12 protein-coding genes are annotated in these 15249 nt (G+C 67.6%); 3 read left to right on the top strand and 9 right to left on the bottom strand.

Annotation, left to right across the window (positions count from 1 at the left end; translation table 11 throughout):
* From ABH915_RS06400 to ABH915_RS06420, 5 genes are all read right to left on the bottom strand, one after another.
* Positions 1 to 1446: an ABC transporter permease gene (locus tag ABH915_RS06400; RefSeq protein WP_370119078.1), complete on the bottom strand. Its 1446-nt coding sequence runs from the start codon at positions 1444 to 1446 to the stop codon at positions 1 to 3.
* Positions 1447 to 1734: 288 nt separating this feature from the next.
* Entirely contained in the window at positions 1735 to 2838 is a 1104-nt protein-coding gene (locus ABH915_RS06405; protein WP_370119081.1) for a substrate-binding domain-containing protein, read from the bottom strand.
* A gap of 66 nt (positions 2839 to 2904) precedes the next feature.
* A complete protein-coding gene (gene mmsB, locus ABH915_RS06410; RefSeq protein ID WP_018774773.1) occupies positions 2905 to 4173 on the bottom strand; it encodes a multiple monosaccharide ABC transporter permease in 1269 nt (422 codons plus the stop codon).
* Positions 4174 to 4227: 54 nt separating this feature from the next.
* Positions 4228 to 5784, bottom strand: coding sequence for a multiple monosaccharide ABC transporter ATP-binding protein (gene mmsA, locus ABH915_RS06415; RefSeq protein ID WP_026537837.1), 1557 nt, complete (start codon positions 5782 to 5784; stop codon positions 4228 to 4230).
* Positions 5785 to 5915: 131 nt separating this feature from the next.
* On the bottom strand, positions 5916 to 7106 hold the full coding sequence (locus tag ABH915_RS06420; RefSeq protein WP_018774771.1) for an ROK family transcriptional regulator: 1191 nt from the start codon (positions 7104 to 7106) through the stop codon (positions 5916 to 5918).
* 241 nt (positions 7107 to 7347) lie between these two features.
* On the opposite strand from ABH915_RS06420, the gene ABH915_RS06425 reads away from it, so the two are divergent.
* Positions 7348 to 8154 carry a nitrilase-related carbon-nitrogen hydrolase gene (locus tag ABH915_RS06425; RefSeq protein WP_370124949.1) on the top strand — a complete coding sequence of 269 codons (807 nt, stop codon included), beginning with the start codon at positions 7348 to 7350 and terminating at the stop codon, positions 8152 to 8154.
* On the opposite strand, the gene ABH915_RS06430 is transcribed toward ABH915_RS06425, so the two are convergent.
* Positions 8133 to 9899, bottom strand: a complete 1767-nt coding sequence (locus ABH915_RS06430; protein WP_370119086.1) for a PucR family transcriptional regulator ligand-binding domain-containing protein — start codon at positions 9897 to 9899, stop codon at positions 8133 to 8135. The two genes, ABH915_RS06425 and ABH915_RS06430, sit on opposite strands and share 22 nt — an antisense overlap.
* A gap of 111 nt (positions 9900 to 10010) precedes the next feature.
* Between ABH915_RS06430 and ABH915_RS06435 the strand changes: the two genes are divergently transcribed.
* Positions 10011 to 11546 carry an amino acid permease gene (locus ABH915_RS06435; RefSeq protein WP_370119089.1) on the top strand — a complete coding sequence of 512 codons (1536 nt, stop codon included), beginning with the start codon at positions 10011 to 10013 and terminating at the stop codon, positions 11544 to 11546.
* The gene (locus ABH915_RS06440) at positions 11543 to 13240 is read left to right on the top strand and encodes a flavin monoamine oxidase family protein (protein ID WP_370119092.1); all 1698 of its coding nucleotides are present in this window, start codon (positions 11543 to 11545) and stop codon (positions 13238 to 13240) included. The genes ABH915_RS06435 and ABH915_RS06440 overlap by 4 nt, the downstream gene beginning before the upstream one ends.
* Before the next feature lie 38 nt (positions 13241 to 13278).
* Here the strand turns inward: ABH915_RS06440 and ABH915_RS06445 are convergent, their stop codons facing one another.
* From ABH915_RS06445 to purU, 3 genes are all read right to left on the bottom strand, one after another.
* On the bottom strand, positions 13279 to 13800 hold the full coding sequence (locus tag ABH915_RS06445; RefSeq protein ID WP_026537832.1) for a gamma carbonic anhydrase family protein: 522 nt from the start codon (positions 13798 to 13800) through the stop codon (positions 13279 to 13281).
* 102 nt (positions 13801 to 13902) lie between these two features.
* A complete protein-coding gene (locus tag ABH915_RS06450) occupies positions 13903 to 14328 on the bottom strand; it encodes a methyltransferase domain-containing protein (protein WP_370119096.1) in 426 nt (141 codons plus the stop codon).
* 21 nt (positions 14329 to 14349) lie between these two features.
* On the bottom strand, positions 14350 to 15210 hold the full coding sequence (gene purU, locus ABH915_RS06455; protein ID WP_370119099.1) for a formyltetrahydrofolate deformylase: 861 nt from the start codon (positions 15208 to 15210) through the stop codon (positions 14350 to 14352).
* Positions 15211 to 15249 lie beyond the last annotated feature (39 nt).

A 15249-nucleotide genomic window follows, 5' to 3' on the forward strand; every position in this document is an offset into this window, starting at 1 on the left:
CTATTCTCCTCGGAGGACTTCGATGGGACGGATGCGGGCGGTGAGCAGGGCCGGGACGAGCGCGCCGATGATGGCGACGCCGAAGACTGCGGCGATGCCCGCGGCAATGACGCCGGGGGAGGCGCTCGCCGTCACGGAGGTCAGCAGCTGGCTGGCCCCGCCCAGCGGGCCGCCCGCCCCGCCCGGGAACCCGCCGGGGCCGCCGCGCTGGCCGGTGGCCGCCGCGCTCGTGCTGCTGCTGGAGCTGATGAGGGCGCTGGCGATGCCGCCGCTGGCCAGGGAGGCGACGGCGGCGCCCACCACGCTGCCCAGGGCCACCAGCACGAGGGCCTCCAGCACAAACTGCAGGCCGATGGTGCGGTTCGGGGCGCCGATGGCCTTCAGGACGCCGATTTCGCGGCGGCGTTCGCGGACCAGCATGACCATGATCAGGAGGATGATCAGGCCTGCGGTGCCGAGGGCGGCGACGAAGGCGATGAAGGAAATGTTCTTGACGCTGTCCAGCGAGCTGACGGCGGTCTCAAGGTTCCGCTGGCCCTGGGTGACGTCGGCCTTGTCGGAGCCGAGCGCCGCCTGCAGGGCGGTCTTGGCGGCGTCGACGTGTTCCATGCTGTTGACCGTGACGATCATGGTGGAGAGCTCGTCCGGCAGCGCTGCGAGGGTCTGGGCGGTCGGCAGCGTCACGTAGAGCGCATTGTTGCCGAACGCGGTCCCGGAGTCGAACAGTCCCTGGACGGTAAAGGTCTTGTCCTGGATGGTGAAGGTCGAACCCACTTTGAGGCCGTTCTTCTCAGCCAGGGTGGTGCCCAGCAGGGCGCCGGTGGACGCGGCGGTGTAGTTGCCCAAACCGGTGCCCTGCGTCAGCTGCAGGGCCTTGCCGGTGGAGTCCACCTCGGCGCCGATGCCCGTTGCCGTGATCGGCAGCGAGAATGCCGGTGCGGCCTGGGTGGTGCTGCCGGTCGTGCCCGTGCTGCCAGTAGTGCCGGTGCTTCCGGTGGCGCCGGTGCCTGCTTGGTTACGGTTGCCGAGCGTGCCGGCGTCGACGGCGGCCGTGAGGCTCGTGGTGACGGACGTGGCCGACTGCCCGCCGGGCCCGCCTTGGCCTGTCCGTCCGGATGCGGCCTCGGCGGCGATGTCAGCGGCGTTGCGCAGGCGCAGCGCCTTGGTGCCGACCACGCTGCTGACGTTGGGGACAGCCGCCGCTGTGGCTGCATGGGCGGACGTCAGCGGTTCGCCGCCGCCCTCGAACCCCTGGCCGCCGGCCGGGTTCACGGTCAGGACCGTGCCCACTGAGGCGTTCAGCTCGGCAACCTTGCCGGTGACGGCCTGGTTGGCCACGAGCATGGCCAGGGCGAGTCCGATGGCTACGGCCAGGACCGCCACCACGGCGGCGGTCCTGACCTTGTTTCGAAAGGCGTTGCCTACACTCCGGGCAAGAACGCTCACGGTGCTCCTAATTTTTCATGGGGGTCTCTGGGGTGTTTCCTGCCGGGCCCGATGCCCGGCGCTGGTCCCACAGTGGTACGGGCCGCTGTGCGAACCTCCCCGAGGAGCTATGGATCTGCTGTGAAGCGCCTCGCCCCAGGCAAAGTCATTGCCACGGGCGCAGGCAAGGTCACCGCCAAGGGCGCAGCCAGTGCATCACGGCCAACGCAAGAGCCCCGGCCCTCCCTTGCGGGGGAGCCGGGGCTCTGTTGTCTGGCGCGGCCTGTGAAGGGAGCGCCTAGAAGGGAACTACTGCTTGGTGATCGGTCCGAGTACCGGATCGTTCACGTACGCCGTGTGGACGTTGTCCTTGGTCACGATGACCGGCTCCAGCAGGTATGCCGGAACGGTCTTGACCGTGTTGTTGTAGGACTTGTCGTCGTTGATCTCGGGCGTCTTGCCTGCCTGGATGTCGTTGACCATGACGATCGAGTGCTCAACGAGCGCGCGGGTGTCCTTGTTGATGGTGGAGTACTGCTCGCCCGCCATGATGGACTTGACCGACTCAACCTCGGAGTCCTGGCCGGTGACAACCGGGATCGGCTTGCCGGCTGCCTTGACGGAGGTGATGATCGCGCGGGCCAGGGTGTCGTTCGGGGACAGCACGCCATCAAGCGGGGCGGTGCCATAGGTTCCGGCGAGCAGGGTGTCCATGCGCTTCTGGGCGTTCTCTGCCTTCCAGCCCTGGGTCACGGCCTGTTCGAAGGTCGTCTGGCCGGAGAGGACCTTGAGGGTGCCGTCGTCGATCTTCGGCTTCAGGACGCTCATGGCGCCGTCGAAGAAGACCTTCGCGTTGGCGTCATCAGGGGAACCCGCGAAGAGCTCGATGTTGTACGGGCCTTCCGGCTTCTTGGCCTTCATGCCGTCCAGCAGCGCCTTGCCCTGGAGTTCACCGACCTTGAAGTTGTCGTAAGCCACGTAGTAGTCCACGTTCGGGGTGTTCAGCAGCAGACGGTCGTACGCGATGATCGTTGCGCCGGCGTCCTTGGCCTGCTGGAGCTGGGTGCCCAGCTGTGCACCGTCAATGGCGCCGACGATGATGACCTTGTCGCCCTTGGTGATCATGGCGCTGATCTGGTTCTGCTGCTCCGAGACGCCGCCGTTGGCGAACTGCACGTCCGGCTTGTAGCCGGCCTGGGTGAGGCCGTCGTTGAACAGCTGTTCGGCCAGGACCCAGTTTTCGGAGGTCTTCTGCGGGAGTGCGACGCCGATCGCGGAGCCCTTCGGGAATGCTTCGCCTCCGGTGGAGGAACCGCTGGTGGTGCCGGTGTCGGAACGGCCGCAGGCCGTCAGCGCCAGTGCCGCAATAGCAGCGATTGCTGCTGCCTTTCCTGCTTTACCAATCATTCGCATTGCTTGGTTCACTTTCTTTTGGTGGTGTGCGGAGAATTTGTGGGATTGGGGAACCGGGGGAGGGGATCAGATTCCCCTCGAGATGACCTCTTTGGTCTGGGTCGTCTCGTCGGCCTTGATCTCGCTGCTGCGGCCGAAGTTCTTCATCAGCATGCCGACGATCGACTTCTTGCCCTGGGTCTTGTTGTAGACGTCGAACGCGACGGCGATCAGGAGCACGAGGCCCTTGATGATCTGGGTGAGGTCGGCGCCGACGCCGAGCAGCTGCAGACCGTTGTTCAGGACGGCCATGACCAGGCCGCCGATGATCGAGCCGATCACAGTGCCCACGCCGCCGGTGACCGCGGCGCCGCCGATGAAGACGGCCGCGATGGCGTCCAGTTCCCAGCCCACGCCGTCGAACGGCCCCGAGGCGGTGGAGCGGCCGACGAAGATCATGCCGGCGAGGCCCGCCAGGAAGGACATGTTCATCATGACCAGGAAGTTGACCTTCTTGGACTGGACGCCGGAGAGCTCCGCAGCGTGCCGGTTGCCGCCGACCGCGTAGATATGGCGGCCGATGACCGTCTTGGAGGAGATGAAGCCGTAGACGATGATGAGGACGGCGAGGATCAGGCCCGGCACCGGGAAGGACGTGCCCGGACGGCCGGTGGCGAAGAGGTACGTCGCGTAGAGGATGGCGCCGCAGACCAGCACCAGCTTCAGGACCATGACCCAGGTTTCAGGGACCTCGGCGCCGAGCTTCTTGGCGTTGCGGCGGGACCGGATCTCGCTGAAGATTACAAACGCGACGGCGAGCAGGCCGATCAGCATGGTCGGGTTGTTGTAGCCGGTCTTCGGGCCAAACTCGGCCAGGTAGCCGGAGCCGATGTACTGGAAATCCGCCGGGACCGGGATGGTGTTCGACTTGCCGACGAACTGGTTGGCGCCGCGGAAGATCAGCATGCCGGACAGCGTCACGATGAACGCGGGAATGCCGACGTAGGCCACCCAGAATCCCTGCCAGGCGCCGATCAGGACGCCGAGCCCCAGCCCCATCAGGACGCCGATGTACCAGGGCAGGCCCCAGTCGCGGATGAAGAGTGACACGCAGACACCCACGAAGGCCGCAACGGAACCGACCGAGAGGTCGATGTGCCCGGCGATGATGACCAGCACCATGCCGATGGCGAGGATCAGGATGTAGGAGTTGCCGTTGAAGAGGTTGATGACGTTGCCCGATGTGAGCGTGCGGCCCTCCGTGAAAATCTCGAAGAACACGATCAGCGCAACCAGGGCGAAGATCATGCCGAATTGGCGGGTGTTGCCGCCAAAGAGCTTCTTGAGCGCGTTCATTGTTTCAGTCCTTGTTTCCGGAGTGTTCGGATTGTTCTGGTTTGTCCCAAAGGGTCAAGCGGTCTTGCGGGCGGACGTCATGAGTTTCATGAGGCTTTCCTGGCTGGCTTCGTCCTTGTTCAGCACGCCGGTGATGGCGCCTTCAAAAATCGTGTAGATCCGGTCCGAGAGGCCCAGCAGCTCGGGCAGCTCCGAGGAAATGACGATCACGGCCTTGCCCTCGTTGGCCAGCTTCTGGATGATGCCGTAGATCTCGTACTTGGCTCCGACATCGATCCCGCGGGTGGGCTCGTCCAGGATCAGCACGTCCGGGTCGGTGAACATCCATTTCGCCAGCACGACCTTCTGCTGGTTGCCGCCGGAAAGCTTCGCGACGCCTTCCTCCACGGAGGGCGTCTTGGTCCGCAGCGACTTCCGGTATTCCTCCGCGACGGCGTATTCCTTGTTGGCGTCCACCACGAAGTTCTTGCTGATCTTGCGCAGGTTTGCCGAGACGGTGGTGGCCTTGATGTCATCGAGCAGGTTCAGGCCCAGGGACTTGCGGTCCTCGGTGACGTAGCCGAGCCCGGCGTCGATCGCCTGGCGGACGTTCTTGAGCTGCAGTTCCTTGCCGTCTTTGTAGACATGGCCCGAGATGAAGCGGCCGTACGAGCGACCGAACACGGACCGGGCCAGTTCGGTGCGTCCGGCGCCCATCAGGCCCGCGAACCCGACGATCTCGCCGCGGCGGACGAAGAAGCTGGAGTTCTTGCAGACCAGGCGGTCCTGGATCTGCGGGTGCCCGACGTTCCAGTTCTTCACCTCGAAGAGGACATCGCCGATCTTCGGCTCGTGGTCCGGGAACCGGGATTCCAGTGTCCGGCCCACCATGCCCTTGATGATGCGGTCCTCGTCGACGCCGTCGGCTTTGACGTTCAGGGTCTCGATCGACTTGCCGTCGCGGATGATCGTGATCTCATCGGCGATCTGTTCGATCTCGTTGAGCTTGTGCGAAATGATGATCGAGGTGATGCCGCGGCCCTTGAGGCCCAGCATGAGGTCCAGCAGGTGCTGGGAGTCGGACTCGTTCAGCGCCGCCGTGGGCTCGTCGAGGATCAGGAGCTTGACCGACTTGTTCAGGGCCTTGGCGATCTCGACCAGCTGCTGCTTGCCGACGCCGATCTCCTTGATGGGGGTCTCCGGGTCCTCGCGCAGCCCCACCCGGGCCAGCAGTTCGGTGGACCGGGTCCGGGCTTCGGCCCAGTCGATCACGCCGCGCTTGGTGGGCTCGTTGCCGAGGAAGATGTTCTCCATGATCGACAGCTCGGGGATGAGCGCGAGTTCCTGGTGGATGATCACGATTCCGGCGTGCTCGCTGGCCCGGATGTCCTTGAACTCCTGGACTTCGTTCTGGTAAACGATGTCCCCGGTGTATGTGCCGTAGGGGTACACGCCCGAGAGCACCTTCATCAGGGTCGATTTCCCGGCGCCGTTCTCACCGCAGATGGCGTGGATCTCGCCGGCCTTCACCCGCAGGCTCACATCGGCCAAAGCTTTAACGCCGGGGAACTCCTTGGTGATGGAGCGCATCTCGAGGATTAGCGGATCACTGTGCGTGTTGAGGGACGTCATCTGCCCTTACGCCTCCAATGCATGACTTCGTTGTCCGCCCCTGCAAACCGCAGGGCCGTCTGATGGAAAAGTAAACTGGATCACAGCCCTTGTCGTCAAGTCTTTAACGCAACGGGCGCATAACGAAATGGTCAGTTTCGCCGGATTCCGGCGTGCTGGAAGACTAATGCCGTGGCCCCGAGGGCCTCGGCCCGGTCGCCCAGGGACGACATCGTGAGGGTGGTTGTCTCGCCGATGACCGGCACCGCGTGGCGGATCAGGCCGCGCCGAATCGGGTCCAGCAGCAGTTGGCCAAGGCCCGCCAGGGGGCCGCCGACCACGATGACCTCGGGGTTGATCAGGTTCGCCACGTTGCCCAGCGCGCGCCCGACGGCGAGTCCGGCGTCGTCCACGACACGGAGCGTGGCGGAGTCCTTCTCCAGGGCCTTGCGAACGATGTCCCCGGGCGAGAGCGGCCGGTCCTCGCCGCGGCTCAGGAGCTCGATCATGGTGGTGGTGGAGGCGATGGTTTCCAGGCAGCCGCGGTTCCCGCAGCGGCAGATGAGTCCGTGCTCGTGGATGGTGGCATGGCCGATTTCACCGGTGATGCCGACGTTGCCGTAGTACGGCGCGCCATTGAGGATCAGTCCGGCGCCGATGCCCGAGCCGATCTTGAGGAACATCAGGTTGCTGATGCCGCTGTGCGGCCCCCAGGTGACCTCGGACAGGGCGCCCAGATTGGCGTCGTTGTCCACGAAGACGGGGAGTTCCAGCGCTTCTTCGAGGCGTTTGAGGATGTTGATGCCCACCCATTCGGGCAGGATCGCGCCCTGCGCCACGGTGCCGGTGCGGCGGTCGATGGGGCCGGGAATTCCGACGCCGGCGCCCACCAGGGCGCTGCGTTCCACTCCACTGTCCGCGAGCAGCCGGTCCAGCACGCCGACGGCGGCCTGGATGCCTTCCTCGGCGTGGTGGCCCAGGGGCAGCAGGACCGACTCTTCGGCGATCACGTGGTAGCTCAGTGAGGCCAGCACGACGCGCAGGTGGCGCCGGCCGAAGTCGATCCCGACGGCGACGGCTCCGTTGCTGTTGAGCCGGACGTTCAGGGCGCGCCGGCCGGAACTGGTGATGGGTTCAGTTGAGGCCAGCCCGGCGTCCTGCATGATCTTGACGATGTTGGAGACCGTGGCTGTCGAAAGGCCGGTCTGGCGGGCCAGTTCCGCCTGCGTGGAAGGTCCCGCGAGGAGGCATTCGATGATCCGCTGCTGGTTCAGATGCCGGAGGGCGGACTGCGATCCGGGGTTCTTGGTTCGGCTCCTCGTTGAGCGCGTTGGTGAGGGCATGCTATGAAGCGTGACGCATTCGCGGCTTGCAGTCAAGAAGTTAACGCAATGGTAACGACCGCGCCGGTCGAATGCCGGGCGAAGGGCGGTCAGCATTCCCCCTCTGTGCCGCAAGGACGTTCTGCCCCGCCGGCCTGCCGTCCGGGTGGAAATGCACCACACCCCGTGTTCCGGGCCGCGATTACTCTGGTCGGGAGAGCCCGCCGTGACCCGCGGAGGCGCCCTGAAACGTGAGGTGGTAATGGTGCTGCTGGCCCTGATGCAGGCGAACTCCGCCGTGCTGGACGACGAGGCGAACTGCGCCGCGGTGGAGGTTGCGGCGCGCAATGCGTCCGCTGCGGGCGCGCAGCTGTTGGTGACCCCGGAACTCTTCCCCGTGGGCTACGCGCCGCGGCGGCTGCGGGAGGCGTTCGATCCCGGCAGGTTGCCCGCGCTCCGGGAAATCCTGGCCGGCATCGCGCGGCGCAACACCATCGCCCTGGTGTACAGCCTGCCCACGGTGACACCGGCCGGCGGGTGGCACATTTCCGCCACCCTGGTCGACGAGGCAGGCGACGAACTGCTCAGTTACGACAAGGTGCACCTGTTCGGCCCGGACGAGCGGGCGGCGTTTACACCCGCCGAGGCTGCCCCCGGCGTCGTGGATTTCCACGGGCACAAAACGGCGCTGGCCATCTGCTACGACATCGAGTTTCCCGAGTCGGCGCGGGCGGCCGCCCTGCGAGGCGCGGACCTGCTGTTGGTGCCGACGGCACTCGCCGGCGGATTCGACGTCGTGCCGCAGGTGCTGATCCGGGCCCGCGCTCTGGAGAACCAGCTGACGGTCGCCTACGCCAATCACACCGGATCGGAAGATGACTGCGACTTCCGGGGCGGCAGCATCGTCGCCGGCCCGGACGGCTCGATCCTGGCCGCGGCCGGGGAGGGGCCGGAACTGTTGTTTGCCGAATTGGGTGAGCCCGGACGCGCCGCCGCGGACGGCATCGAGGACGCCGTGGACTACCTGCGCGACCGCCGCCCGGAGGTCTACCGCTCCTGGGGAGTCTGACCTGCGCTGGACGCCTGAGCTGCGCTGGCCGGTGCGCCGGGCATCTCGGGGCCGTCCTGGTACTGCAGGGCAATCCAGAGTTCCGCGCGCGCCTGGGCCTGGTTGAGGTCAAGGCCCAGCAGCTCAGCGATGATCCCGATCTGCCGGCGGACGCTGTTTCGATGCAGTCCCGTGGCCTTTGCTGTGGCGTCCCAGCTTCCGTTTTCGCCCAGCCAGGCCCGCAGGATGCCGAGGAGGCTGTCGCGGCGCTCCGGCTCGAGGGCGAGCAGGGGCGCCAGCAGACGGCCCGCCAGCAGGGTGCCGGCAGCCGGTCCCAGCAGGCCGGCGACCGACCACGTCACGTCGTCCGCCCGGACGCTCCGGCGGCTCGTGAGAACGCGGTTGCGCAGCGAAGCGGCGTGCCGGTAAGCCTCCGGCAGGTTCGCGAAATCGGTGCTGCTGCCGATCACAAGGCGCCAGCCGAGCCGCTCCACGTCGGCGAGCAGGGCGTCGTCGACCTTCAGCCTGGTGATGGCGGCAAAGCCGTACTCGGTGAGCTCCACCAGCTTGGTGTCGAACAGCCGCCGCCACTCCAGCAGCGCCCGCACCGGAGCCTCGCCAGGGCGGCCCGGTCCGCCCGGGGCGCCCGCAGTCTTGGGGCTGTCCGGGGCGGCGTCAATCCGGACACCCTGCACGACCCGCAGCTGGCCGGACCGGGTGGAGGAGATGCTTTGGGCCAGCAGGTCCTTGAACCCGTTGACATGCCGTGCGGATCCTGAGGCGACGCTCTCCGGGTGCAGCAGCAGCGCCGTGGCCAGCTGGCTCGGAGCCAGGGAGCCGCTGATGCGCTGGCGGACCAGCAGTTCCAGCAGCCCGACCGCGGTGGAGACAACGCTGTTCTGGGCCGGGGTCAGCGGGGCGTCCGTGCCGAGGATGAGCGCGCCGAGGTTGGCGTCCCGGGTGCTGCGCAGCGGATATCCGAAAACGAGGGACGAGCCCGCGGCGTCGAACGAATCCATCTCCACCCGCGGGCCGCTGCCGGCGAGCAGCCTGGCCAGCAGCGGCTGCAGGTCGGCGGAGTCAACTCCCGGCACAGTGCCGGCAGTGCCGCCGGCGGCCCGCGGGGCGGGGGAGGGGCCGGAGCCGCGGGCGCGCACCCGCCCGTCGGCGCCAACCAGCACGGCCCAAACCGGGACGCGCTGGACCAGGGCCGCGAGGAGTTCGTGCTCGGGGCGCGCGGACAAGACCGCGCGCATGAGCTGCCGGCTGGTGTCGGCCAGCTGGCGGAAGGTCTTGGCGTTGTCCGACTCGAGAAGCCGGGAGAATTCCAGTCCCAAGGCGGCGAACGGGAGACTCTCCGGGATGGCGACCAGAGTCAGGTTGTGCTGCCGGCAGGCCCGCACCACGGCATCGGGCACGGCGTCGAAATACGGTTCCAGGCCAAAGCCCAGGGCGCCCACACGGGCCTGGACCAGGCGCTGCACGTAGGCATCCACCGCCTCCTCGCTCCCTCCCTCGCCCACGAACGGCAGGCCGGCCGTGAGCAGGAACTCGCCGTCGAGCAGGTAAGGGGTGGGGTCTTCCAGCTCACTCGGCTCCACCCAGCGCAGGCGCTCCTGCCCGTTGCCGCCGTCGTGCACGACGCCCAGGGCCGGCAACTGGCCAAGGAACTGCGCCAGCGTGACGAAGCCGAGCCGCTCCGGGCCCTCAGCAGCCACGGCCGCGGCCTCCGCGCCGGCCGCCCGAACAACGGCGTCCAGGTGCATTAAGTCTCATGAGTGAAGACTACAGGTCATTTTGCACAACCTTGAGAGGTGGCTCACACGCCTAGGGTTGGTTCGGGAAACCGACCACTACTGAAGATAAGGACGTCAACGATGACTGTGCCAACTCTGATCGGCGAACGCCCGCCGGCGGAAGCCGGCCGTCCCGGGCTCACCGCCCAGCTCCTGCGCCGCAAGCCGATCGGACAGCTGGTCCGAGAGGCCGAGACCGGACACGGCGGCACGCGGCTGGTCCGCAGCTTCGGTGTCCTGCAGCTGACCATGATCAGCGTCGGCGCCACCCTGGGCACCGGCATCCTGGTCATCCTGGGCCAGTCGGTGCCGCTCGCCGGCCCGGCCATCTGGATCTCCTTCGCCATCGCCGGCTTCGCCGCCCTGCTCTCCGCCGTGTCCTATGCGGAGATGGCCGGCCTCGTCCCTGCCGCCGGTTCCAGCTACTCCTACACCTATGCCACCATGGGCGAGGGCATGGCCTGGATCTGCGGCTGGTGCCTGGTGCTCGAATACGCCGTCTCCGTGGCCGCCGTCGCGGTCGGTGCGGGCCAGTATGTCAACGAGGCACTGGCGGTCTTCGGCCTGGAACTCCCGGACGCCATCTCGCAACCGCCGGGAGCCGGCGGCGTGCTGAACATGCCCGCAATCGTGATTGTGGGCCTGGCCACGGTGCTTTTGGTCCGCGGCGCCAAGGAGAGCGCGTGGATCAACACGGCGATCGTCCTGGTCAAAGTCGGCATCCTGCTGTTCTTCTGCGCCGTGGCCTTCACCGCCTTCAACGGCGGGCACTTCGCGCCCCTCATGCCGATGGGCGCCGCCGGCGTCTCCGCCGCAGCCTCCCGGGTCTTCTTCTCCTACATCGGCTTCGACGCCGCCTCCACGGCCGGCGAGGAAGCCCGCAACCCCAAGCGCGACCTCCCGCGGGCCATCCTGCTCTCCATGCTGATCGTCACCAGCATCTACGTGCTCGTGGCCGTCGCCGCCATCGGCGCGCGCCCCTGGGGCTGGTTCGACGGCACCGAGGCGGCCCTCGTGAAGATCCTTGAGGAAATCACCGGCCAGCCGTGGGTTGGCGTGGTGTTCGCCGTCGGCGCCGTGCTCGCCATCGCCAGCATCGTGCTGACCGTCCTGTACGGGCAAACCAGGATCCTGCTCTCGATGTCGCGGGACGGCCTGGTGCCCAAGGTCTTCGGCCGGATCTCGGCCCGGACCGGCACGCCGGCCGCCGGAACCCTGATCGTCGGCACCGCCGTCGCACTGACCGCCGGCCTGGTGCCGCTCGGTGCCCTCGCGGACGCGACCAGCATCGGCACCCTGTTCGCCTTCGCCCTGGTCAACGTGGCAGTCCTCTACCTGCGGCGGACCCGCCCCGAGCTCACGCGCAGCTTCCGCGTCCCGCTCTTTCCGCTGACCCCGATTCTCGGCGCCCTCATGTGCGCCTACCTCATGGCCAACCTCGGCGCCGAGACCTGGGCGGTGTTCGGTGCCTGGATGCTCGTTGGCTGTGCCGCCTACTTCGGCTACGGCCGGAAGAACTCCAGGGTGGCTGCCCTGAGCCACGAGGAATACCTTGACCTAGCAAGCCGCCAACCAGACAACACCACACACCAGGAACCTAAGGCAGAGATCTCATGACCATCGCCACCGAACTTCCGGCCCCTCGGCCCGCTGCTGAACCGGGCGCGGCGCCCATCACCATGCTGAATCCGGACTTCCCGTTCAGCTACGACCACTACCTCGCCCACCCGGCGGGCCTGGGATCGGTGCCGCCCGAGCTTTACGGGACCGAGGTCGCCGTCGTCGGGGCCGGACTGTCCGGACTGGTGACCGCATATGAGCTCATGAAGCTGGGCCTGCGGCCCGTGGTCTACGAGGCCGACAGGATCGGCGGCCGGCTGCGGACCGCCAGTTTCCCGTCCGCGCCGGGGATCGTGGCGGACCTCGGCGGAATGCGTTTCCCGGAATCCGGCAAGGCCTTCTACCACTACGTGGACCTGCTCGGGCTGCAGACCCGGGCCTTCCCCAATCCACTGGCGCCGGCGACCTCCAGCACGGTGATCGAGCTCGCGGGCCAGAAATACTATGCCGAGACCGCGGCCGACCTCCCGCCGTTCTTCCGTGAGGTGGCGGACGCGTGGAAGGCCGCCGTGAACGACGGCGCCGCGTTCGCCGAGATGCAGGACGCCATCCGCGCCCGGGACACAGCCCGGATCAAGGACCTCTGGAACGCGCTGCTCCCGCAGCTGGACGAGCAGACGTTCTACGGCTTCATCGCCGGCAGCGACTCCTTCAAGGACGCCGGATTCGCCCACCGCGAGGCCTTCGGGCAGGTGGGATTCGGCACCGGCGGCTGGGACACCGACTTCCCCAACTCGATCCTCGAAATCCTTCGCGTGGTCTACACCGACGCCGATGACCGGCACCGGCTCATCGACGGCGGCGCGCAGCGGCTCCCCGAGGCACTCTGGGAGCACACGCCGTCGGGCATGGCCCACTGGCCGGACGGCACCTCGCTGGCCTCGCTGCACGCAGGCGCGCCGCGCGGCGCGGTCGACCGCATCGCCCGCGACGGCAGCGGCGACTTCCGGATCCGCGAACGCTGGGGTCGCGAATCCGCCTACCCGGCGGTGGTGACCACCTGCCAGTCGTGGCTGCTCTCGACCCGGATCCACACGGACGAGGCCCTGTTCCCCGCCGAACTGTGGACGGCGATCGAGCGCTCCCACTACATGCAGTCCTCCAAGACCTTCGTCATGGTGGACCGGCCGTTCTGGAAGGACATCGACCCGGCCACCGGCCGCGAGGTCCTGTCCATGACGCTGACCGACCGGCTGAACCGTGCTACCTACCTGCTGGACAACGGCCCGGACCAGCCGGCCGTGATCCTGCTGTCCTACACCTGGAACGACGACGCGCTGAAGTGGCTCTCGCTCACCGCAGAGGAACGGGCGGAGCTCATGTTGCACTCGCTGCAGCAGATCTACCCCGGGGTGGACATCGCCAGCCACATCGTGGGCCAGCCGATCACCGTCTCCTGGGAGGCCGACCCCAACTTCATGGGCGCCTTCAAGGCCAACCTGCCGGGGCACTACCGCTACCAGCAGCGGCTCTTCACGCACTTCAAGCAGGACGGGCTGCCGGCCGAACAGCGCGGGATCTTCCTCGCCGGCGACGACGTCTCCTTCACCGCCGGCTGGGCCGAGGGAGCCGTCACCACCGGGCTCAACGCCGTCTGGGGCGTGGTCAACCACCTCGGTGGCTCCGCCCCCGCCGGGAATCCCGGACCGGGCGAGCTGCTCTCGGAGCTCGGGCCGATCGCCCTGGACTGAGCGGCGCCGGCTCCGGGTTCCTCAGGCGCCCGTGCAGCTCAGGCGCTGTGAAGTTCGCGGTGCGCGCGTGCCAGTTCCTGATAGTGGGCGGCGTTGTGCTGGACGCCGGCGAACTCCTCGTCGCTGAGCTCGCGCCGGACCTTGGCCGGAACGCCGGCCACCAGGGAGCGCGGCGGGATGACCGTGCCCTCCAGCACCACGGCACCGGCGGCGATGAGGGACCCGGCGCCGATCACGGCCCCGTTGAGGATGGTGGCGCTCATGCCGATCAGGCAGTCGTCCTCGACGGTGCAGCCGTGGACCACGGCGCTGTGGCCGACGCTGACCCGCGCGCCCACGGTGCAGGGGAAGCCGGGGTCGGCGTGCAGCACCACATTGTCCTGCAGGTTGCTGCCGGCGCCGACGCTGATGGCGGCGGTATCGGCGCGGACGCTGACACCGTAGAAGGCGCTCGAGTTCTCGGCCAGGGTGGCGTTGCCGATCACCGAGGCAGTGGGCGCGACGAAGGCGGAGTCATGGACGGCCGGGGCGGTACCGGCGAATGCGTAGAGGGGAGCCATGCCTCCAGCCTAGGACACGCCCCCGCCCCGTTGAGCTGTCAGATCCGGTCCCTCTGGGCGCTGTTTAAGCACCACAACCGATAGCGCAACGGGAAGGAAAGGTCAGGCGGGGGAGCGGAGCACCGTGAAGCCCTCGCCCCGCGAGCCGCCCGCGCCGCGCGGGTCGGGGGCGGGGAGCACGACGGCGATCGGCGCGCCCGGTTCCGCCACCCGCCCGAGTTCGCGGACGACGTCGTCCCACTGGTCGGGGGCAAGGCCCGCCAGGGCGTCCACGGCCCACACCGAGGCGAACGCGGCATCGGCGAACGGCAGCGAGACCGGTCCGGCCACGGAGGCCTCGAGCCCGTGCGCCCGGGCGATGTGGATGTTCTCCTCGGACTGGTCGACGCCGGTGAAATGGATGCCGGACTGCACAAAGTGCAGCCCGTCGGCGCCCGGGCCACAATCGAGGCCGAGCACGCCGTGCCGGCCCTCATTCTTCAACAGCGCCACAAATGATTCGAGCCGGTCCCTGCGGGAGGATTCCATAGCTCCAGTTAATGACCGCTTTTAGTTAAAGACAACCGTCCGGTTGCCGTCGAGCAGGACGCGGTGCTCGGCATGCCACTGCACGGCCTGGGCGAGGGTGCGGCCCTCCACGTCCCGGCCCATCTGGACGAACTGCTCCGCGGTGCGCCGGTGGTCCACGCGGATGACTTCCTGCTCGATGATGGGCCCCTCATCCAGGGCCGCAGTGACGTAGTGCGCCGTGGCGCCGATGAGCTTCACGCCGCGGGCATGCGCCTGGTGGTAGGGCTTGGCGCCCTTGAAGGAGGGCAGGAACGAGTGGTGGATGTTGATGGCCTTGCCTGTCAGCTCGGTGCAGAGCTCGTCCGAGATGATCTGCATGTACCGGGCCAGGACGGTGAGCTCGATGTCGTGTTCCTTCATCAGGACCCGGAGGGCGTCCTCGGCCTGGACCTTGGTGTCCGGGGTGACCGGGATGTGGTGGAACGGGATGCCGTAGAACTCCGCCAAACCCTCAAGGTCGCGGTGGTTGGACACGATGGCCGGAATGTCGATCGGCAGGGTCCCGGAGCGCTGCAGGAAGAGCAAGTCATTCAGGCAGTGGGCGGAGGTGCTGGCCATCAGCAGGGTACGGACCTTCCGGCCCGCCGGGTTGAGGCTCCACTGCATCCCGAAGGCCTGCGCCACAGGTTCCAGCGCCGCCTGCAGCTCTACCTGGGACGCCGCCGTCGTCGCCTCCACCCGCATGAAGAAGGTGCCCGTGCCCTGGCTGCCGTACTGCTGGGAGTCTGTAATATTGCAGCCCGCCACCAGGAGGGCTCCGGCGACGGCGTGCACGATGCCCGGCCGGTCGGGGCAGGACAGGGTCAGGATGTAGGAGGCAGTCAGGTTCTCATCAGTCACGAGGAACAGCCTACCTGCGCTTCAAGGGCAGTTTGGAAA

Source organism: Arthrobacter sp. MW3 TE3886, assembly GCF_041262145.1.
In the GTDB taxonomy this organism is placed as follows: domain Bacteria; phylum Actinomycetota; class Actinomycetes; order Actinomycetales; family Micrococcaceae; genus Arthrobacter.